This window comes from Sporomusa sp. KB1, from assembly GCF_007830295.1.
In the GTDB taxonomy this organism is placed as follows: Bacteria; Bacillota; Negativicutes; order Sporomusales; family Sporomusaceae; genus Sporomusa.
Map to the genome: position 1 here is coordinate 4,804,776 of NZ_VLKC01000002.1, position 21,939 is coordinate 4,826,714.

A 21,939-nucleotide genomic window follows, 5' to 3' on the forward strand; every position below is an offset into this window, starting at 1 on the left:
TTACACCTCCAATTAAATCCTTAAATAGCTTAAAAATCATAACGTGCATTTACAAAGAAGGTTCTGCCCGCCAAAGGATATTCAGGATTAACACTAATATGTTTATCAGAATAGTCGCGATAATCAATTTTCAAATCACTGGCAGCGTCAAAAATGTCATTACAGCCGACAGTGACTTGCCATGTTTTGGTGGGCTTGAACTTAACACCCAGATCAACAGTTGTCAGTGCCCTGACAGGGGCGCCGCTTTCGTAAGCATAATGTCCACCACGTTTGTCCTTAACAGCATTGGTAAACATCTCGTCACGGTATTTTAGTTCGGCGTAAATATCGAATTTATCCGAGGGTTTATTCGTAAGACGTAAGCCTGTCTGCCACTCCGGCTGGTAAGTAGCCCAGATGTCTTTATACCCCTGCGTGTACTCTGGACCATAATCCGCATAGGCACTGTCCTGGCGCTGCAGCTTGCTCTTGGTGTAAGTGGCATAAAGGTTGAGATCAAATTTTTTCCAGGAGTAGTTGTTCTGCATTTCCAAGCCATACACTTTACCCTTGTTGTCATTGAAATAGCACCAATAATCATAACCGCGGCGGGAAAGCTGCAGCATATTATCCGAATCACGCCAGAAGTAAGTCAAGGTCAGGCTGGAAGCATCGGACCCAAACCACTTATTCCGCCAAAGGCCGCTTACATCAAATTGTTTCCCTTCTTCAGGCAGCGGATAGGCGGTGCCACTGGCATTTTTATCTTTAGGAGGCGGTAGAATTCCGGCGCCATCACCGGCAATTTCATAGAGATTCAGCAGCCGGTAATACGTTCCGCCAGTTGCCCGCATTGAAAAGTTTTCATTAAATTCCTTCTTGACAGCCAATTGCCAGGTGGTTTTACCATTGGACTGCGTTTCCTCTTTTTGCACCCAGCTATGGCCGCTTGTTGCGTCACGGTGGCTTCTGCCAAGAATTTCAGATCGGTTGTATCTGATGTTGGGAGTCAATTGCCAGGTGCCTTCTTTGTCCAGCGTTACCGTGTCCTGCAATTGAATATTAAGTAACTTCTGCTCATAATAATTGCGGAATGAATCATAATTGCTGTTTGCTGTTGCCAGATTCGAGCCGTCAACATTCATTTTTTCTTTTGAATAGCTGGCTAAAAATTCAATCAGGTTATGATCATCAAGCTTATAGCTTCCATCAAGTTTTCCACCCCAGCGTGTACTGTCATAAGCGCTCCAGGCGCGAAGAGGGGTGGACCAATAGGAGAAATACGGGTTTTTAATTTTCTCAACCCGGTAATTTTTGTCCTGATCCAGATAATTCAATGACCAGCCCCATTCCAGATTGCCGGCCTGCGCTCTGCGGCTAACCAGCAGTTCCTTACTGTCGACAGTCTGACGTTTGCCTTCCGCAAGGTTAATGTCCGCCAGATCTGTTTTAGCTCCCGGGTCATACGCATTGGCAATCGACCCTTCAGGCCACAGATTGTCCGGCAAATGCCTGTCAACCTTCTTGTAGCTGCCTTTAATCATCCAGTTATCATCCTGCCATTTGATGATAGCGTCCGTATTGTTAAAGTCATTGTATTTGCGGTAACGGGTACCATCTCCACCGTAGGATTCCGCAGCAAAGTTAGTGTATTTAAAATCACCGTCGCTTTGTTCCCTGTTCAGACCAAATAGTAAGGTGCCCGTGCTTAACGGAGCCGTAAGTTCCAGGCCATAGTTTCTTCCGCCGTGGGAGCTTATGCCGGTTTCAAGGCTGATATCCGCCTTTTCCGGCTTTTTGGTAACAATATTGATAACGCCACCCATATAAGTACCGCCAAACCTTACAGGAATGTAGCCGCGATATACTTCTATCCTTTCAATATTGCTTACGGGAATAGCAGAAATATCTGCGGCAGCGTCACCGCCAAGATTTGTCAAAACACCATCTACAAAAACTCCTACCTGTGCTGCCGTGGAACCGCGTACGCTTACGGTAGTGTACTGCCCTTTGCCGTTGATTTCGCGCACAAAAATTCCCGGAACCTGTTTGAGCATTGCAGGCAAGTCTTTTTGTTCGCCGGAAAATGTTTCCGGTTTAATGACCGTCACCGTTCCGGGAGACAACTTGCTCTCCCAGTCTGGTCTTTTGGCTTCAACAGTGACAGGTTCCAAACTAAATTCTTTTACACTATCCTGGTCTTCCTGGGCCGCATAGGCTGACGGTGTCAGCATAAGACACCCCAAAGCTATCGCTGCTTTCAGCTTTTTATTTCTCTTTAACATGCTTATATATGCCAAGCCAATCACAACCTTTCGTTTCAAAAGACAAAAAAGCACAAACACGCTCAACTCTTTACGCAGTTGAAGTACGGGTTTGTGCCTTTAATAAACTCAAAAACCGCCATCATACGCAAAGAGAATATAACGAATACATTAGCACAATCAACTAAAACCAATTGCGTAAAGCATTCCTTATACTCAACCCGTACATCGCAGGCGGTATTATCTCTAAACAGGCAGGTTCTGACTTAAGATCGTTATTACAACTTTCTTTTACAGTTGCGAGACAGTGCCGGAATCTCACCGGACTTTCCTATTAAACTCCGCAGTCACACGCGGATTACCTGATTATATAGTTAACTATTAAATTTTCAGTAACTTGCTGCACAACGATTAAATTTCGCGCCAAAACCGAATAAAACTCCAAATTAATGTACAAAACTCCATGTTATTCTATGTCCTTTTTTTGACTTTGCTTATTTTATAGCGCAATTTTGCCAATTCACGTAAATTTTCCAGATAAGTAATACGGCTAACCTCAACAATTTCTTTTTCTAGCTGTTCTATTTTTTTGATGTATTTATCCAATTTACTCATTAAGCCCCTCCCCTTTTTCGAATATATTTAATGAATCCAGCACTACACCCCACCCATTCCGTTAAAATGCTTTTTTAAAAAACTGTACGCAACTTTTGCCCATTTAAAAAACACCTGGGTAAAAATTGCGTGCCAATGGAGAGTGTGACAACCTTACACCCTGCAAATGCACAAAACAAATCACAAGAACACGTAATGGGCACAGCAAATATGCCGTCGACCTGTTCAAATTACTATAGTATCCGCTTGTGCATCGCAAGCTTGCTCGGATGTTAAAAACAGGCAGTTCTCCTGGCTTTGGTTCATTACTTACCAGCTCCTTCTCAAGCACTTTATGCTCAATGGCAAACCTGCTGATAGTTCCCCATTACAGTAGCGGGACTGCGCCGGACTTGCACCGGCTTTCCTGTTAGGCCTCTTAGCGTCGCTGAGTTGTCCTGCAGAGGCACCTGTTCTCCTCTTATTTTATTAAATTTTAGAAAACAAAAAACCCCTTCGTAAATTAACACGAAGAGGTTGATATCAACAGAACTATACTGATCCCTAGCCACCGACGTCTCTCGCGTAGTTTTTACGGCTTGTTCTCAGGTAGTTCTTCTGGCTCGGATTCATTGCTCGCTTCGCCTTCCCAGATTCTTAAATCCAGTGACATATTGAAGTTCGCTCATCCATACAGCGGCGGGACCGCATCGGCATTTAACCGATTTCTCTATTAAGCATTTACGCACCTGATAACACAAATATTTAATTTAGATTTAATTAATTTTGATGTTATCACCAATTCGCAAAAATGTCAATATTTTTTATTTTCTCCAGGGTTTGTAGATACAAATCCCAAATATCAACATTAAGTATAAACAATGCAAGACAAATTAGGGATTTTGGGGATACCTTTATAAGTTCCATCAGTGTTTTATATGCATTGCTTGAATGCAAACCTTGTTTTGCACCGGTTATGCCAATGGCCTGATTTAAAGCATCAATAAGAAGGGACCGGGGAAAAAGGTACAGGGACAAGGATTTTGTTTCAAAAATAACATTTATTGAGTTTATCTATTTCTGAATGAATGATATTATTTTTTTAGAAAACTACAAAACACGATCCCTATCGTGCGCCATGAAAGCGAGGATATGTAGCATCCTCGCTTTCATGGCGCACGACAGGTCATTTATCCCAAAAACTTCGTTGGCGTCTACTGTTTGAAAGGCGAATTAGTGTTCAGGTGGCAAATAACGTCCTGCAAATTCTAATTTAGCCTTTTGAGATTGTTCCATGACAAAATCCGACTTTGCATAGGTATAGGCATCACGGTCATGTTCGAACCGCTCTTTAAGACCCAGCTTCAACGCCTCGTATTGCCGTGCAACATTAGGGTATTGTCGCAGATAGTCTCTAAAATAAAGTTCGTTCCAATCTCCCAACGGTTTCACATGAAGATGGTATACCTTTTCTGCAAAGCCGTTGGGCATATATCCTTTTCCCAGATCAAGCGTTCTTTGTTTATCATCTTTTTGCATTAGAATCCAATCATCGTTCTGCAACAGCTGAGCAATGTCATTCACAGCATGGTCTTTAGGTAATTCCAATAGAATATCAATGGTTGGTTTCGCAATAAGTCCTTCAACAGACGTGCTTCCTATATGATTGATACGACAAATATCGTAGTCCTGCAGGATGTGAAGTAGCCGCTGCTTTTCCTCGGCGTACCACGATTGATAATTTGGGTTATGGTCTTTAAGAATAATAGGATAAAGCTGCCACAATTCTTCTAAACTCATTTCTTTCATGCCATCACCTCTTAATTCGTCTTTTATCCCAAAAGCCTATTAATTATACCATAGCCGCCCGAAACAACGCTAAAACTCCCCCCAATATCAACGGTAGTTGACAAACTTTCGGGACGCGTTTTCCAAAGCCTATGGGCAGATCTAAAGTCGGGAAAAAGCCAAATAACCTCTTGGCAATCCTTGGCGACCACGTACGTTAGCTGCTCTTGGTAGTTACCATGCGGTGGATAAAAAATTAGCTAAGGTTTATCCTGGACAAGTTTTGAAAGATGCTCTTACGCTGCGGTTCTTCTTCGATATGGATTACCTCATCAATATAGGAGAAATCCGGCCGGTCCCTTTTCTTATGTTGTACGCCATATAGGTATTGCTGACCCAAATCGTACATCAGTAGATACTGCTGCCCATTTTCATCAATGAGCAGTTTGAATTGGACTTGTTTAAGCTCTACACATTCGAATTTTTTACCTGGTGTATACACCATTACCATAATGAAATACCCTCCCTTTTTAATACGGAGGCTCTATGCCCTCCTGTAACCACCCATAAATTAGACTTAGCTTCAGGTAGGGTTCTAATCCCATCTGAAGATTAGTCATCGGATCATGGGAAATTTTACAGGAGGAAATTAAAAAGGATCACAAATGCAGGATTATTCACCCTACACATGCGATCCAATCAATACTTGCAGCAGTATCAAGCTACAGAGGCACAACCAAACCTGTAGCCAGATATGAATCAAGTTAATATGGCATGCAGTCGCACAGCTTGCTGCTTTTCGTGACAATCCTTACACCTACAATTGCCAAAACTTGTAATCAAGCCGGCAAGCGGGTATAATAAGATTGTCGTCGTGAACAGTTCGCTGTTACGTGTAGGTGTTTGGGCACCTGCTCGTGCCTATAGGTGTCTCACCACCTATGGGACACGGCGACTCTAACTTTTTAATTTCCATCCTTTTCTAATAATAGTATGTTTTTACATGAAATGCAAGTGGATTTACGAAAAATAGACAGCCATGTGGCTGTCTATTTCAGATTCGGCGTAAATAATGCTTATTAGATACGCCTTTGCGGGCTAAGGTGAGCGGTAAAATGGCAAAGATATTCAGATAATTTTAGCTATCATCTGAATAAGATTAAAATACTTTCCGCCCTCAGCTTCCATCATTTTGATGTCATCAGCGACAACGGGGTGATAACCGGTCAGCCATTCTTCCCACGCCAGTCTGCAACTGGCCATTTCACGACTGTCCACTAGTTCAATACCCTCTGTCCTCTTCCACAAATCTTTCCACCAATCAAGAGAGTGCAAGGTTCTTTCCATCTCACTATTCCAAAACGGCTGCATTTCAGCGGGAACATTTTTCTCAAATTCGTATTGTAAGCCGGGAATAGCCACGGCGATATAGCCGCCCTTTTTCACAAAAGGAATGAGCGACGGGAGCATTTCCGCCGTATCACCGAAATAATGGTAAGCGTCCACGGTGAACAACAAGTCAAAATATCCATTTGCGAAAGGCAACCCTTTGGTCGCGTCTACGAAAATTGGAACGGCCTTATCATCAATTCCAATAGATTGGAAACGCTCATAGTTTTCAGTTGGCGAAATCCAAAGGTCGGCGGCGAAAACGGACGCACCAAATTTTTTCGCTAATAAAATCGTGGAAAGGCCACACCCGCAACCGAGGTCAAGTATTCGCATATTCTCATTGATGTGTAGGTGTGACGTTAATTCCTCCGCTACTCGCATGGCGTTTGGCCCCATCATAGTGGCTTTCAAGAAATCAGCATTTTTAGCATTAGAAATAAACTGGTTTGTAAATGTATACATGTTATTCTTCCTCTCTAATTTTGCCTTATAGAAAGAAAATAAAAAAAGCACAGTATGCTACTGCGCTACAAATTACTCCATTATAAAAATGGATGCTCATTCAATCTGTAAGGCAGTTTTTGACAACACAAATAAGAGCAAAACAATTGCTCATCTCATGCGCTTAACCTAAATCCTTACAGAATTACCGACATCAATACACTCCCTTTTTCGTTAACTTACTATATATATATCATGGCAACATCAGTATGTCAAGGCAATAAATGGCTTAGCGTCTAAAGACGCACAAAATAATGAATGATGTTTCTTTCAAGGCGGCATTTAAATTATAGAGTTCTAGGCGAACTAATAATACGAATGTTTTCAGAGATATTTGCTACATATAGCAATACTACACGAAAGTATCTATGTTTAATAACGAATTTATTAAATATCACAGCTACCAAGGCTAAGATACTGCTACCAATTAGCACCGGCGCTAAAAGAATATCTAAGGATAATCCCCATTCTAACATTACTAATATGGGATTTGCCGCTGCAGGCGGGTGTAAGATCCGCAGTAACTGCATGGCTGCAATCGCAACGCCAACTCCTAACGCATAAGCCCACCATTGCTGACCAAAACAATAAGAACATAGTATTCCGACTATACTAGATATAACATGCCCGCCAATAATATTTCGTGGCTGAGCAAAAGCACTATCTGGAATAACAAATGCAATAAAACAAGTTGCCCCTAGCGGAGGCATAATGAAATTAACACCAGTTATAGTAGATACATAGGCGACTGTCCCAATCCCGAGCATCGATCCTATTGACGAAGTAAAGATTCGTTTTATGTTGAGCCGCCGATGGTACCACTTCTGATGCTTAGATATCTTACTATTCGCGGCTGACATTTCTCTACCTCATTTTCTATTCATTTTTATTGTAATTAGCTTATATCGATTTAATATCAGATATATAGTTCTGCCTCCTCTTTTACAGAACGTTAATTTTAGATAACGGACTATGTACGCTTGCCCTGTTTGCCTCCCCGTCGCTCAAGTATAACACTATAAATAGTGTTATTACCGTGAGATTGATCACAGGGGCTCGCAAGCCCATATGATACCTCTTATTTTGTATGGTCTTTGAGACTCTCAATACTTATGATTTGATATATACTGGAGTACAAAGGGATGTCTTACTTTTGTCATGACACAAAAGTAAGCAAAAAGTCTAGGCCCAAAGCCTCCAAAAGCTCAAAAGCCGGGCGGTATTCCTAAAATTCGTAAACTCGCTGCGCTCAAACAGTACGAATTTCTTAACGGAATACCACCCGGCTTTTCTCCTGCGGAACGCTTTTTCCTTACGGGAGTTACGAAGGATGCTGTAGACAGTACGAAGGTACATAACTTAGCGCGACAGCCCCTTCTCATTAATAATCATAAGACTAACCACCGTTCATAGAGGAAATCTCAAGCATGGCTTCTTCTTTGAACGCTAATAAGACGCAGCAATAATACAACCGCACTAACAGCCAATCCGGCAATAAATCCAATCCAGTAACCAAACGGTCCAAAATCTTGATGATATGACAAAAGATAACCAACTGGCAAACCTATAATCCAATAGGCCAATAAAGCCATAATAAAAACAACTTTAACATCTTTATATCCTCTCAGCACCCCTTGTATGGGTGCCGCAACAGCATCAAAGAGTTGAAAAAATACCGCATACACCAAGAACTGTTGTGTTAACGTAAGTACTTCATAATCATTTGTATATAAGCCTGCTACTTCTTTATTAAATAATACTAAGCCTAACGCAAAAAAGATTGCAGCGAATACAGCAAAACCAATACCTAAATAGGTATACATACGAGCATCACGGAATCTTTTTGCCCCTATTTCAAAACCGACAACAATAGTCAACGCCATACTGATACTTAGAGGTAACATATATACTAATCCAGCAAAATTGATGGCTGCCTGATGAGCGGCAATGGTAACTGTACCAAATCGCGCCATTAATATAGCCACAACACCAAAAATACTCGTTTCGCAGAAAATAGAAAAGCCAATAGGTATGCCTATGGACAACAGTTCCTTCCATGCCGATATCGAAATAGGATATAATTTTTTAAATATGGCGAAGCAACTAAACTGTCGCATCCGCAAAACAATCAAGCCACTAATACACAGAATAACCCAATAGGTAATGGCAGATGCGTAGCCAGCTCCCACACCTCCTAAACGCGGAAAACCTAAATTACCAAAAACTAGCAAATAATTAAGTACCACATTAATCGGCAGCGATCCTAGAGTGATTAGCATTGTAATGCGTGTAAAGCCAAGTGTGTCAATAAAACAGCGTAGCACTGTGCTAAGAAAAAGCGGAACAATTCCAAAAGCAATAGCCGCCAAAAAACGGTAAGCAATATCAAACACAGCTGGTTCAAGATTCATAAAAGCAAGAATCGGCCCAACTAAAAATACACCGGCAACTAATACAACACCTGCAAGTACAACAGCTAGATAACTTCCTTGTGTTACAACAAACGGTATCTCTTTATGACGTCCCGCGCCGTTAAGCTGGGCAATTATTGGCATAAGTGCCATCAGTATTCCGTTAATTCCTGTAAACACCGGCATCCAAAGATTCGCTCCGATTGCCACACCCGCTAGATCATTCTGACTAGCATGACCTGACATTATGGTATCAAAGAAACTTAAGGAACATAATGATATCTGCGTAATAAATAAAGGTAATAAAATAATTACTAACTGCCTAATTTTCCCTTGCAGCGTACGTGTTCGCTTCACAATCGGCCACCTCACATACATATAAACACATTCTGTTTTATAGTCCAAGTCGTAATTGATAATTATACGCGAAAAAACCTCAAATAACAATCTCATATCTGCAGTATCGTTTGAAATACATTCGATTTTTCTCCTAAATCCATCCGATAGATCCTAAATCATCCGATAGAAAAGAATAAAACTGCTTGAGAAACCGCCAGCCAATAAACCTCAACTCGGCAGGCAACAAGAAAAACACCCAGCTTAGTAGCTGGGCCGGAGAAATGCTCCCGCATATTAGAATTAGACATTAGATTAAAGGCGTGACTTATTCATGGAATACGGCCATATACAAGCGGTCTTACTTTTGTCATGACACAAAAGTAAGCAAAAAGTCTAGGCCTGAAGCCTCCAAAAGCTGAAAATCCAGGCGGTATTCCTAAAATTCGTAAACTCGCTGCGCTCAAGCATTACGAATTTCTTAACGGAATACCACCCGGCTTTTCTCCTACGGAACGCTTTTTCCGGCAATGGCCAAGGGTAACGGAGTTACGTAGGTTACCGTAGACAGCACGAAGGTTACTTAGCTAACTCCAGCAGCGCCTCTTTATTTACGCTTATAATATCATCCATGGTGGTCGCCAATTCGTTCTGTAGTTTGGTGTTAGGAAATTCAACAAAATGATTGGTTCGTTCATATAACACTATACTCTCGTTCCGAACGTTTTGGAAGAATGGTATATAGGGCGACCACTTCTTATATTCTTCAAGATCCTGAGATAAAATTGAAATATCTAAATCATGTTTAAGAGACAAATCGAAGGCAATGTCTACCAAATCCTCGCGGAATTTCTTCAGATCGTGCCCATCGGTTCTAATTAAGGCCATTATGTCGATGTCTGAATCCTCCTGCGCTTCACCCCGGGCACAGGATCCATAGAGAATTATCTTTTCAATATGACTATCAAGCTTAGCCTGAATACGATATATTAATTCGTTAAGTAACTCTTGCGGCAGACTACAATTTATCGGTATAGCCATGAAAACACCTCCCTGTTGGAAGTCCCAAGCCTTTTTATCTCATATTTATTATTACATATTATTGCCACTTTGAAAATTCGAAAGTCATATTTTCTTTCTTATGGCAGCAAGTTCTTCCTGCATAGCGGGTCGGCGCTGATACAGTTCATTTAAACTCTCTATTATATCTAGTGCCCTAGTTTTCCCGCCCGCAGCCGATAGGTTTTTGATAATGCGGCAAACATTTTTATATTTCCCACGGTCGGTTGCCGCTTTGGCTTCAGCCAGGATATACTCTTCAAATATTTCGTAGGTCACTTGCGGAAAATCTTTGGCCAGTTGTTTACCGTAGTGTACAATATAGGATTTATGCTGTTTTACTACCTCCAGCAATAAGGCCGTTTCACCTTCCTGCGCTAGTAGTGAGGCATAGATATGGTGCATCAGGGACTTGGCTAATTCTTGCCAAAGTACTTCTCTTTGCTTGTGCCAGTTCCCCTGCTCCTGGTACAACTCCTTTAGTTTCTTGAAATATGACGTATCGCCGTGCAAAAGAATAAATCGGAGCATTTCCTCGCGCTTGGCCTCATTGCCTGTTTCGGTATAAAGCTGTTCCAGGTAATAGGCCCACGGTGCAGGCTTGTTGAAATAACCACGGGGATCTTGCCGTAATGCTTCGGTACATAGTTTTTCTGCCAACATGTAGTCTTTAGCAGCCAGGGCATTTTCCACAACCAGCATGCGGATTTCCGTTACATGGAGGTTATTCAGCAGATATCGGTCAGCTGCTTCTCTACCTTCCAGCCGTACCAGTATGCCATGGGTAATAAGCAGTTTGTCAGGATACTCTTTGTCATCATACATGGTGCCAAGCACCGGAAAGAGATCATAGATCTTCTGCGCCTGTTTTTTGTTCTGGACAAAATAGACGGCCGACTTTAGCAGCCGGTAGCCAAGCTCTGACCATTCAATGAAGGCTTTCTTTTTAACAGTCTTGATAATGGCATCAAAAAAGTGTGGCGGTTTTATTTCCTGAACATCAATGCACAGTCTATCTATCTCGCTAATACAGCCATGAATCACATCCCCGGCGGCACCGGAGGAATCGTCGGCATGAGCAATCAGCTTAATTGTTTCGACAAGTACCATAATGTAGATGTCAAAGGCTTGCTGATAATCACCGACCTGGGCCTGATCTTCGGCCATCTGCATCACCGCCATCATCTCGGCACATACCCGGTTGCAACTGCTATATGGTACAAAACCCCGGTCGGAATTACGGCGGATGGCTGTTTTAATTTGGTTTTTTAATTCATTTACCATAACTCACCCTTAAAGGCCCGTTGCATCAGACTGTTCATGTTGTTTTCCATCTCGGCAAGGCTCTGCTGCATCAGGGATTTTTGTTGTTCATTTTTTTCGACGATGGTGGCAAGTCACCTATCAATAATTTCACATTCTTCAAAACCATTAATCTTTAAAAAATCCTTTAATTCCGCCTGATTATTAAATGACTTATTCATGGTATACGGCTTGTTGGATGCAATGTAACCAATGGGCTTCTTTGTTGGGTTATAGAAATATACGTGATAGCAGATTTGCCAAAGGGATTTATTCGTTATAGTGGATTTGCCAGCATAATACCTGGCTTTTCTACATTCAATTAATTCTCCTAACTCTGTATTCTCCACCATTACCCTCCAATAAATCCAATTTTGGTGCTACTCTTTGAAGTTTTATTCACCTTCAAAATAATCCATATCAATTCTCTTGACATCATAAACAGTCTCGCTTGATACGCCTACGCCATATTCGATCATTAAATGCGTTAACTTTGAACCATCCATCAGCACCACACGATTACCGACTCTTGAAGCTACATCATATGCGGCTTGCGTAAAATAGGAAGTCGTGATAAATATCCCTTTATGCGCACCTTTTAGTTGTAAAGCTCCGATGAAGCCTTGAATTTCAGGACTACCGACAGCGTTTTTCCATCGTTTGGCCTGTACGTAAATGACATCGAGTCCCAAGCGATCCTCTTTGATAATACCGTCAATTCCCTCGTCCCCAGTCTTTCCTACTACCTGAGCTGCATCTTCCCGTGACCCACCATAGCCCATTTTAAGCAATAAATCCAACACCAGTTGTTCAAAAAAGGCAGGTGTCTGATCAGCAATCTGCTGTAGTAATTCATCCGCTAAAGCAGCGCGTAATTCCTGGTAACATGCATCCATCAGTTCTCTGGGAGTTTTTTCGCTTTCACTAGCTTCGTCACTGGCTTCTTCTTTTGTAATGGCATTTGCAGATTGCGAAGAATCTCTGAATACCAGGAATTCGGGAAATTGCGCTAAAAATTTATTGTCAATACGTAAAGGTTGTTGATTTAAAACAGTCTGCCCACGATGAGTAATCTTAAAATGCCCTGCTGATACGGACTCTATCACCAAAGCCTTTTTTAGATAGGTTCTAGCCCAGCCAATGCGACTATAAAATTTGTATTGTTTACCTGATGGCAACATTGTATTTCTATCTTCGTCACTTAACTTCATATCGTCGGCCAATACTTTGTGTAACTCTTTAAGCGAATGAACTTGCCCATCGGCCAGTCGCAGCATAAATGGAAGCATAATATCTTCGTATGTCGGCATTGCCATAGTTTCATTACCCCTTTCACGATTTTTTAATCGTGTGTTTCTTCAATACCTCTGTCATATGCTGAGCCTCGACTATCAAAAATCCTACCTTTAAGAGCTGTTTAGCTATAATCTCCGACGCCGTGAATGTTTTACAATTTAAAATTAACCTTTTTTTTCAGCACTTCCGTCAACAACTCCAAAGCACTTTCTTCGTCCGGATTGTTGGTGCTGAGTTCACCTCGAAACGCACGGGCCAGGATGGCTTTTTTCATATGGCCGATCTTATCAATAACATCACAAAGTTCTTTGGCCTTTTGCTCGTTTTCAAAGATGCTGTCGAGAATGCGGACGATTTCTTTTTGTTCGGCTAGCGATGGAACAGGAACTTGTAATTCAATAAGTGATTTCTGACTTATAGTATTCTGCCCTGCACTTGAAACAATGTTAGTTTGAACAAACACCTTGTAGCAATTTGTTAGTGAAAAGTACATCACAAATTTAGCTATAACAATGTCCTCATTAATTCTTGCTCTAATCATATGATCACAAAATGCCCAGCTATTCTCATTCTGTACGATAATAAATTTCCCAACATTGTCTAAAGAACCATTAACACGAATTATTAAAAGATCATTTTTGCTTAGTAAATATTTTTCCGATTCTTTTTCATTTAACTTTATGTGCCTTAAGTCATCCTCAACAATCCTATTATCTAATATATTTGCCAATCTAAGAACAACCGTATCTATTCCGTTTGTTCCACCCCTTTTGGAAATACCATTCTGCATTAACAAAACACAACTGCTAAACTTCTTTTCTTCCCAATCGCGCTCAAAATCAACCCCATTTTCCTCACGCCATTTTTTCGTCAACTCTCCTGTAAACGCTTTATGCAGTATTGCCGATTTTCTGTTTTCAAAAGAGTCAAGAGCCTTTTGTGCAAGCTCCTTAGCACGGTCTAACTTTTCAAAAAGGGATTCGATTAAGGCAACGATTCTTTGTTGTTCGGAAAGGGGGGGGAGTGGAACTTGCTGGTCTTTTACGGTTGTAGTGTTTAATTCGATTTGATTTGTTGTACCAGATGTAAGTAAATCAATTTTATCCTGAATATATGGCGAGGATAACCAGTAAAGCAAGCATTTCGGCGAAATTTTTTCCTTTATAGGCCTAATAATTGTAACATGTGAATCAGCAACTAATTTTTGAAAGGTAGAATCCCCTGGATAGCAGTTTATTCTACCGACTGTACCAGTTCCCGTAGAATTCCATAATAAATCCATAGGCTGAATAAATCTATCTGCTATGTAACTATTGATTGTTGAAGGATCTATAAATCGCGCCTTAGATAAATCAAAACCAGTCAACTGAATGCACTTTTGAGAAATAACAGGTATCGATTCTATTGTTGAGTATTTAGGGCTTTTTCCTCGCTGAATATATTTACACAAATAATCAAGTTTAACCCACACCCAATTTTCAGGCACCTCATAAGGCTTATCCTCATCTTTAACAAGCGCCTGTTCCAACAACTCCTCTAGCAGTAACTGTTGCTTTTTCGCCATTACTTGCCACCGCCCAGGCTTTTCAAATCTTTTACCACACTCAAAATTAAATCAACTGCTTCTTCTAGTTGGGCGACCACTTCTTCCCCGCTTTCCACTGGGTCTTGTAGGTCTTCATAATCGAGCACACTGTCATCTCGGATTAATCCTAAATCCAGGCTGTTGCCCTTTTCGGCAATTTGCTCCCTTGTGAACACACTCAAGCGCTCATCTTGGATGACTTTTCTATCTTGGGCAGTATAGGCTTTGATGAAATCATCAAAATGCTCTTGTTTTAAAGGCATAGTTTTGCCGAAGTTCTGCATATTGGTACGCATATCATAGATCCATACTTCTTTGGTATTGCCCTTTTCGGTTGTGCCGCGGGTAAAGAACAACACATTGGTTTTGACGCCCTGGGCATAGAAAATACCGGTAGGCAGGCGCAAAATGGTATGCAGGTAGCACTTATCCATGAGATCAGCACGAATATTGGCCCCATCACCATCGGCAAACAGCACGTTGTCTGGCAATACCACCGCCGCTCTGGCTTGATGGTTGGGTTTTAATGACCGATAGATATGCTGTAAAAAGTTCAGCTGTTTGTTGGAGCTGGGATAGGTCAAGTCATCACGGGTGGCACGCTCGCCGCCTTTTTTGGTACCGAACGGCGGATTGGTCAATACCACGTCAAATCCTTTCATGTTCTTGCCAGCATTGGACAGGGTATCACCTAACATGATTTCGCCTTCGATATCATGCAGCATGGCATTCATGAGAGCCAGTCGATGGGTATCATGCACAAGCTCGCAGCCTGTGAAGGCTTTTTTTCTTTGAAACTCCTGTTCATCGGCTGGCAAGGCAAACAGATCATCGGTTTGCTCTTTAATATGCTTGTCTGCGGCAATCATAAAGCCGAATGTACCGCAGGCCGGGTCGTTACAGAGTTCACCGGCTTTGGGGTCAATGAGTCTTACCATGACGTCAATTAAGACGCGCGGCGTAAAGTACTGCCCTGCCCCTGACTTTTTCTCGTTGGCGTTTTTCTCTAAGAGACCTTCGTACAGGTTGCCCAGACCTTCTTCTTTAGCCGAATACCAATCAAGTTCATCAATGGATTTTATGATTTTTTCCAGGTTCTTGGGTTCATCAATGTTGGATCTGGCACCGGAATAGATTTCTCTGATTCTGCCGGTACTTTCTTCACCCAGATGGCTCAGCAGAGCATTATAAAACTTTTTTAAATCTGTGCCTTGTTGTTTCGCCAGTTTATCCCAACGGTAATTCTCCGGTATTTGGCTATCGGTGTTGGTTTCCTTGGACATTTTAAGAAATAAGATATAAGTAAGTTCGGTAACATACTGATGATAGGTAATCCCGTCATCTCTAAGTACATTACAGAGATTCCAGAGTTTTGCTACGATTTCTTGATTTGTCACTTGTTATGCGCTCCAGTCTTCATATAGATAGTCATTGAGTTCTGCGATGATTTGTTCCAATTTATTGCCAAATATTTTATTAATAACCTTATAGCCGCCCTTTGCTTTGAAAGCGCCTGTTTCAAAGGTTTCCAGTTCCAAGATGCTTTCATGCAGAAGGTGGGTTTCGATTCTGCCTAGCCAATCCAATTCCATTTTGCTAAAGTTGTGTTTTTTCTTGAGCTTGTTGACCGCGTTTTTAATCCGTTGTTCATGGCTAATGAGCGGCGAACCAATAGCCTGTTGGCGGATGAAGGTAATGATGTCTGCGGCTATATCCTCGTTACTAAGCTCTTTCCAGGCCGAATTTAACTGTACCTCAGTAAACTGGTTGCGGTCAAGCTCAAGTCGTAAACTTTTCAGTGTATCACGAGTAAGCTCTTTGGGCCTTGTGCAGACAATAGTAAGGGCGGCGATCTTGTCCTTATTCTCTACGATGAAGCGTTTGAATTCTTCCAAATAGTCTGCTGGCTTTTGCGCATTGCCGTAGCCGCGAGTATGATACACCAACTCATCTTCTTTTACGGAAATAACAACAGGTCTTGTCGGGGTATAGTTGCCTTCATTGAGCAGTTCAAACAAGCGTTTATTGTTTATAATATGCTCTTCTGCTTGGTTAATGGGCATTGCTTGTAAGGCGACAATAAACTCTGCCGGAGTTTTGCCACCAGCTAGATCGATAAAGTGTTCTAGCATTTCGCCACTTACTTTTCTTTTGGATCGTTGCAGCTTGGCGATAATGATATCAATCTGATTTTTCTTTTGTTCTTCTGTCGGTAGTATTGCCAGTCCATTGATAAGATCTGCAAACGAAACTGATGCATTGGCTACAACCGGTTTCATGGTATTGACTGGCTCTAAAGACTCATAAACACCTACAGGGTCGAATATTTCAAAATGAGTTTTGTCGATGCCAGGACAAAGTCGGGTAGCCCGTCCTAGCATTTGCTCAAACAGAATTCTTGATTTCACCCGGCGCATAAAGACAAGGGTACTAATCTCGGGAATGTCAATGCCGGTTGTTAAGAGGTCAACTGTCACAGCCAGGTTGGGATATTTCTCATTCTTGAATTTTTTGATGGCCTCTAATATTTTCTTTTTGTTGCCGCCGCCGACTGAACCGGTGATTTTCATAATGGCGTCATTGTCAACGCCATATTCTTCGTAAATTTCCTTCAGCAATTTGACAATAAGGTCAGCATGCGAATCGTCAACAGCATAGACTAGCGTTTTGCCTTGACCGTCTGGATTGATGTATTTTGCGATTTCTTCCAGTACAGTGCGATTAAACGGCTCGGTTATGACTTTTCTATTAAAACTCTCGATGTCAAACTTGAGTTCGTCTTCTAGTTCGTCACTGTTGGTTATCTCACCGGTAACCGGGTCATAAATGGCAACAGTGTCCCCTTTTTCATAGCAAATTCCTTCAATAGCCAGTTTGGTTTTCAAGTTATGCGGAGCATCGTGGTCAACCAAATAACCCTCGATGACGGCTTCTCGATAGGAATAATTGAATACTGGTTTACCAAAAATTTCAGTAGTATGCAACGCTGGCGTTGCCGTAAGTGCTATTTTCACAGCATCAAAATACTCGATGACTGTTCTATATTTGCTGACATAGTCGTCTTGATTTCGATAGAGAAGTTCATCTTCGCCCATTTCTTTATCCAATATATAACCGCGATGCGCCTCATCGACAACAATGAGGTCATAATCAGTAACTGCTGGCATAATTTCCCCATCGTTATATAGTATTCGCTTCACAAGGCTTTGTACGGTGGCAACATGAATCTTGGTTTCTTTGTCAAATTCTTTATCGTCAAGGCCCTTTATGTTATAGATTTCGTCAAGGGTCATTAAATCTTCGAGCTTTACTTCTTTAAATACGTCCTGAGCCTGTTCCCCCAGCGCCGACCGGTCTACCAAAAAGAGTACTCTTTTAAAACGGTCAGCTTTGATGAGCCGGTAGATCATTCCTAAAATTGTTCGTGTTTTTCCTGTGCCTGTGGCCATAGATAGCAGAATAGTCTGCTTGCCCTCCAGCACGGCTTGTTCTGCTGCTTTGATGGCCTTAATCTGATAGTCCCTGAGGTTTAGACCGTCCTTATCTGTTAATAAGTCATAGCTCGTATGTTTCAAATCTTGATTGGCTTTATCAATATCCTGGGCAAGTAATTCCATTACACCCTGTGGGCTTACCCAGCCTTGCTGCGCTTTGGCTATATTGGTGGATTTCCGGGCATCTAAAAACCAAATGCCTGATTTGGTTTCCAGTTGTTTTAAATATTTTCGGCCGTTTGTGGCAAAAAGGAATGGTACTTTGTATTCTCCCCACTGGCCAAGCAGATGGGGAGAGTGTTCTGCTTTGATGTTCTTCGCATAATCCTTGCATTGATAGTCAATAACAGCAGGTATGTCGGTAAGATGTCGCTTAGCTTCTACAACTCCCACTAGTTGGGTGCCAACAAATAAGGCATAGTCAGCATAGCCCCGATCGCTAACGGTTGAATTAGTAGGCCATTCGGCTATGGCCAAGTTTTTCCCCTTTTGCGGCCTTGTTCCTTTAGAATATCTGATATTAAGGGTGTCAACCTCCCAGCCAACTTTTCTTAGTTGCTCATCAATAAGGTAACGAGTCTCTTTTTCAGACAGGTTGATTTTGTCGGCTGTCGAATGGCTTCTTTTTCTCCGATCCACGATAGAAACTACCGGCTCGGCGGAAGAAGTCATTTTGATAGTTTCAGTAAGCTCTTGGATTTTCGCTTCCTGTTTCTTAATTGTAGTACTAAAATCAATATCTTTGCTTGTATCTTCGGGCATGACAAAACCTGGGGACTCATAATTCCAGTCTCCATAGGTCTGCATAAACCAAACACCAAGCTTATAGGCAAACTCAATTAGTATTGAGGCTTGTTCTATTGACTCGTAGCCGTCATGGGCTGCTTTATTACGCGCCATTCTAAGCGCGTAAAGAATATCATCAATATCTTTAGGAAGGAGACCTTCATTTTTTAGAATCTTAATTCGATTGGCATGCGTGTTGTCCACAAGGGGTTCAGCTAAGTTATCCAATGTAAAAATTAACCGTACGATGGTTTCAGCAAATAGACCGAGTTTAATAAGGCAAGAATTAGAGTCTGTATAAATATACTTTTCCGCCATCACGCCAATAGAAGTAAGTAAAGACCATCTTGATTCTAAAAATGAAAAATTAGATTTCAAAAATGACGCCTCCAGTCCCCGACTAAAACACCGATGAATTTTTAGATACTATCTTTTTAACCTGATTAGGTTATTCTTAAACCTGTGATATTCCAGATTTAAAATACTAAATGAGTTTTAAGATAAGTTTCCATGCTTTTACACAAAAGTCCTCCAAGTTTCGTGTATTTATTTCCGTGTAAAGTACAGCCAGCCAGGGACAAAGAGAGTGGAAATAAAAAAACGCTCAGCGAGCGTTTTTATTTCTATGCCTGGCTTATCCAACTCTTTGAGTGCGCAAATGTACCGTTGTTTTTACTTTTTTGCTGTTTGGTCAATCCTCAGCTTTTCTTTTAAAGAGCGGCTCCCTCATTTCTTGCGGAGTATTTCTATATTCAAAGCGTGTTTCATCAGGGCAGATGCCATAATACAGATTTTTAATTGTATTTCTTCCACTATCTCTTATATAGGATGGGGAGTATGATATAAAGCCTAATCTTAAACATGAAACATAACCTTTCAATTCATGATAAAATTCCACGAGTTTTATATATATCAGTGTTTGACCGTGGCTTTGTTCATACGCAGCTATTATATCGGTCTCGATCGTTTTCAAAAAGTTATCAGCCCTAGCTAACAAATTATCATCAAGAGAAACTGTTGGGTCATATCGTATAAAATCTTCCATGCTATAGTCTTGAATAGCTTGCTTGAAGATTCCACGTATTTGCTCAGATGGTGTTTCCGTTTGAGATATAATCTCACCTTCAGCATTATTAAATGAGGACAAGGAAGCTGCTGATAAAACAGGAGTTTCGTTAACCATTGATATGTCATTGTCTGGTTCTTCTGATGATGGTAAGCCAAGTGACTCCACGAACTCATCAAGAAGGCTCTGATAAAACACCTCTGGATCTTCGTTGGAACAATTAAAACGACCATTATCATTTCTCAAGTAGAGATTATTTTGCACTATCTGCCAATTATTATTTTTATTTAAACGAAACCGGAAGTAACGATAAACTTTGGATCTATTGATTCTCCCATTAGGGAAGTAAGAACTGATATTATCAGGAACTTTTCTATCAATCCATTTACCAACTGACTCAAGCTCAATTTTTTTATCTTTAATTCCCGAAGCATTTAACAGTTGATAAGCAAACTTATTGCGTAGAATCCTAAATACTTTCTCGCCATTTCTATCTCTTAACTTAGTCAAATCTTTGATTAATTCACCAAATGTCATATATCTCCCGTCCTCATAAAGAGTTAAATTTGTCCTTAAAATTTCTTTACTATGTCTTTGAATATCGAACACCATTTTTATATAATTAATCATAGACCAAGTTCAAGAAAGGCCGTGTGTGATCTGTTTTTTCAAGGAGGCGAAAGGAATGCCGAAAGGTGATAAAACCCCAGAGTCATATGACAAAACCGCAATATATTACATCAAAAAAGGTGATAAAGAATGGGCAAAAGCAAGTAGTGATCCAAGTAATGCGTACCGCTACAAGCGTGCGCGGGATTATTATACGCAAGCCAAAATAGTTTTAAAAGCTAAGGTTGCACGCTATGAATTACCGGAAGATGAAAACACGATCAAGGAAATTAAAAAACGCATCAAACAAGTTGAAAAACATGTAATTTAAAATAAATTATGAGGTGAAAAAATGATAATTGAATCTGCAGACAATAAAACCCATTTATTGAAATTGGATGATGGCCAACCGGTATTTAACGAACGCGGTGGCCTCCTAACTAAATGTAAGTTATGGGTGGAAATGAAAAAAATTTATAATACCGGCGATATTGAAATAAACTGCCCAAAGTGTTCGAAATCTCTCGGCAAAATATAATCATCTATTATGGTACTTCTGTTCATTTTCTCAATTTCTTTACACAATTCGGTAAAAGTGAATTAACTCCTGCAACAATAAACCGCCAACACAACATTGGCGGTTTGTTATTACACTTTGCTATATACAATTTCCATAGGAAGACCTTTGCAGTTATTTTGGGGTTCTTCCGGTATGTGTCAAAACTGTTTTGCATACCAGTGCAGCCAATAACAGAGAACACCATAGCATCGACAAAATCATTTATCACTTGCTTGGAATATTGTGCGGTTATTTCATGTATAGCTTGTTCTCAGTTTGTTCATAATGAGCTGGGTCATTTGAATGAAATTTTCCTCGACAGAGGTCATACTTTTTTCAGCAATATCGGGCTGAGAACAAAGCTCTGTAATATTTCCCCTGATATTTTGCTGATGCAAATGCTCAAATTCGTAATATAACAAGTCAGTATCAATATCGGCAAGCTGCCTCAATTCTTGCTCTGTCAAATCAGCAAGCCCGTATTTCGCAAAAATTACTTGCTGCAAGGTTTCTTCTATTTTTCTGTACTCATCAAGATAACCTTTTACCGGTCTTGTGATATCAGCAATATAGGCTTCACTGCCATCATGAAGCAAGCATGCTAATTGTATTCTAGCAGATAATTTTCTTTCTCTGGCCTCCTGAGCACAATTAATGGAATGCTGCGCAACACTGTAAAAAGTTTTGAAGTGGCCGTTTGCCCGGCACATTTGTGATAATGCGTGCGCAATATCTTCTATTTTTACGTCCTCCATCTGCGGCTCAAGCGGATAGAATACGGTATTGGTATACGTTAAAATTGCACCTTTTCGTGTCATTGATACAAAATCTCCTTTTTTGTCACACAATATCACGTATTACTGGATGCCCAACTTTCTTCACTTGGTTATGCTATTTTGTATTTTATTAGTTGCC

18 protein-coding genes and 3 riboswitches are annotated in these 21,939 nt (G+C 40.9%); of the genes, 2 read left to right on the forward strand and 16 right to left on the reverse strand.

From position 1 onward, the window contains the following. Positions 1–29: 29 nt before the first annotated feature. The 15 genes from SALPA_RS26145 to SALPA_RS26210 form a co-directional block, all read right to left on the reverse strand. Complete coding sequence (locus SALPA_RS26145; RefSeq protein WP_255451371.1) at positions 30–2,306, reverse strand: TonB-dependent siderophore receptor; 2,277 nt, start codon at positions 2,304–2,306, stop codon at positions 30–32. A gap of 175 nt (positions 2,307–2,481) precedes the next feature. Continuing rightward, a riboswitch (cobalamin riboswitch) is annotated at positions 2,482–2,627 on the reverse strand. 90 nt (positions 2,628–2,717) lie between these two features. After that, the gene (locus tag SALPA_RS29320) at positions 2,718–2,861 is read right to left on the reverse strand and encodes a hypothetical protein (RefSeq protein ID WP_186451237.1); all 144 of its coding nucleotides are present in this window, start codon (positions 2,859–2,861) and stop codon (positions 2,718–2,720) included. A gap of 263 nt (positions 2,862–3,124) precedes the next feature. After that, a riboswitch (cobalamin riboswitch) is annotated at positions 3,125–3,329 on the reverse strand. Between the two features lie 101 nt (positions 3,330–3,430). Continuing rightward, a riboswitch (cobalamin riboswitch) is annotated at positions 3,431–3,608 on the reverse strand. A gap of 465 nt (positions 3,609–4,073) precedes the next feature. After that, positions 4,074–4,649: a GrpB family protein gene (locus tag SALPA_RS26150; protein WP_222428130.1), complete on the reverse strand. Its 576-nt coding sequence runs from the start codon at positions 4,647–4,649 to the stop codon at positions 4,074–4,076. A gap of 235 nt (positions 4,650–4,884) precedes the next feature. Beyond that, positions 4,885–5,139, reverse strand: coding sequence for a hypothetical protein (locus tag SALPA_RS26155; RefSeq protein ID WP_145101028.1), 255 nt, complete (start codon positions 5,137–5,139; stop codon positions 4,885–4,887). 617 nt (positions 5,140–5,756) lie between these two features. After that, a complete protein-coding gene (locus SALPA_RS26160; RefSeq protein ID WP_145101031.1) occupies positions 5,757–6,482 on the reverse strand; it encodes a cyclopropane-fatty-acyl-phospholipid synthase family protein in 726 nt (241 codons plus the stop codon). A gap of 326 nt (positions 6,483–6,808) precedes the next feature. Further along, complete coding sequence (locus tag SALPA_RS26165; RefSeq protein ID WP_145101034.1) at positions 6,809–7,381, reverse strand: HPP family protein; 573 nt, start codon at positions 7,379–7,381, stop codon at positions 6,809–6,811. Positions 7,382–7,942: 561 nt separating this feature from the next. Beyond that, the gene (locus tag SALPA_RS26170) at positions 7,943–9,289 is read right to left on the reverse strand and encodes an MATE family efflux transporter (protein WP_145101037.1); all 1,347 of its coding nucleotides are present in this window, start codon (positions 9,287–9,289) and stop codon (positions 7,943–7,945) included. A 558-nt stretch (positions 9,290–9,847) separates the two neighbouring features. Next, on the reverse strand, positions 9,848–10,309 hold the full coding sequence (locus SALPA_RS26175; RefSeq protein WP_145101040.1) for a nucleotidyltransferase family protein: 462 nt from the start codon (positions 10,307–10,309) through the stop codon (positions 9,848–9,850). A gap of 84 nt (positions 10,310–10,393) precedes the next feature. After that, complete coding sequence (locus SALPA_RS26180; RefSeq protein WP_145101043.1) at positions 10,394–11,611, reverse strand: hypothetical protein; 1,218 nt, start codon at positions 11,609–11,611, stop codon at positions 10,394–10,396. Positions 11,612–11,724: 113 nt separating this feature from the next. Further along, positions 11,725–11,982: a hypothetical protein gene (locus SALPA_RS26185; RefSeq protein ID WP_145101045.1), complete on the reverse strand. Its 258-nt coding sequence runs from the start codon at positions 11,980–11,982 to the stop codon at positions 11,725–11,727. A gap of 42 nt (positions 11,983–12,024) precedes the next feature. Next, positions 12,025–12,945 carry a restriction endonuclease gene (locus SALPA_RS26190; RefSeq protein ID WP_145101048.1) on the reverse strand — a complete coding sequence of 307 codons (921 nt, stop codon included), beginning with the start codon at positions 12,943–12,945 and terminating at the stop codon, positions 12,025–12,027. 131 nt (positions 12,946–13,076) lie between these two features. Beyond that, complete coding sequence (locus SALPA_RS26195) at positions 13,077–14,489, reverse strand: restriction endonuclease subunit S (RefSeq protein WP_145101050.1); 1,413 nt, start codon at positions 14,487–14,489, stop codon at positions 13,077–13,079. Further along, a complete protein-coding gene (locus SALPA_RS26200; protein WP_145101053.1) occupies positions 14,489–15,907 on the reverse strand; it encodes an N-6 DNA methylase in 1,419 nt (472 codons plus the stop codon). Before SALPA_RS26200 ends, SALPA_RS26195 begins: the two co-directional genes overlap by 1 nt. A gap of 3 nt (positions 15,908–15,910) precedes the next feature. Continuing rightward, entirely contained in the window at positions 15,911–19,168 is a 3,258-nt protein-coding gene (hsdR, locus tag SALPA_RS26205; protein WP_145101056.1) for a type I restriction-modification system endonuclease, read from the reverse strand. 313 nt (positions 19,169–19,481) lie between these two features. After that, positions 19,482–20,393, reverse strand: a complete 912-nt coding sequence (locus SALPA_RS26210) for a hypothetical protein (protein WP_145101059.1) — start codon at positions 20,391–20,393, stop codon at positions 19,482–19,484. Positions 20,394–20,541: 148 nt separating this feature from the next. On the opposite strand from SALPA_RS26210, the gene SALPA_RS26215 reads away from it, so the two are divergent. Both SALPA_RS26215 and SALPA_RS26220 read left to right on the forward strand, forming a co-directional pair. After that, positions 20,542–20,796, forward strand: a complete 255-nt coding sequence (locus SALPA_RS26215; protein WP_145101062.1) for a hypothetical protein — start codon at positions 20,542–20,544, stop codon at positions 20,794–20,796. 21 nt (positions 20,797–20,817) lie between these two features. Then, complete coding sequence (locus SALPA_RS26220) at positions 20,818–21,003, forward strand: hypothetical protein (protein WP_145101065.1); 186 nt, start codon at positions 20,818–20,820, stop codon at positions 21,001–21,003. 275 nt (positions 21,004–21,278) lie between these two features. Here SALPA_RS26220 and SALPA_RS26225 read toward each other — a convergent pair whose 3' ends face one another. Beyond that, the gene (locus SALPA_RS26225) at positions 21,279–21,842 is read right to left on the reverse strand and encodes an HD domain-containing protein (protein ID WP_145101067.1); all 564 of its coding nucleotides are present in this window, start codon (positions 21,840–21,842) and stop codon (positions 21,279–21,281) included. Between the last annotated feature and the right edge of the window lie 97 nt (positions 21,843–21,939).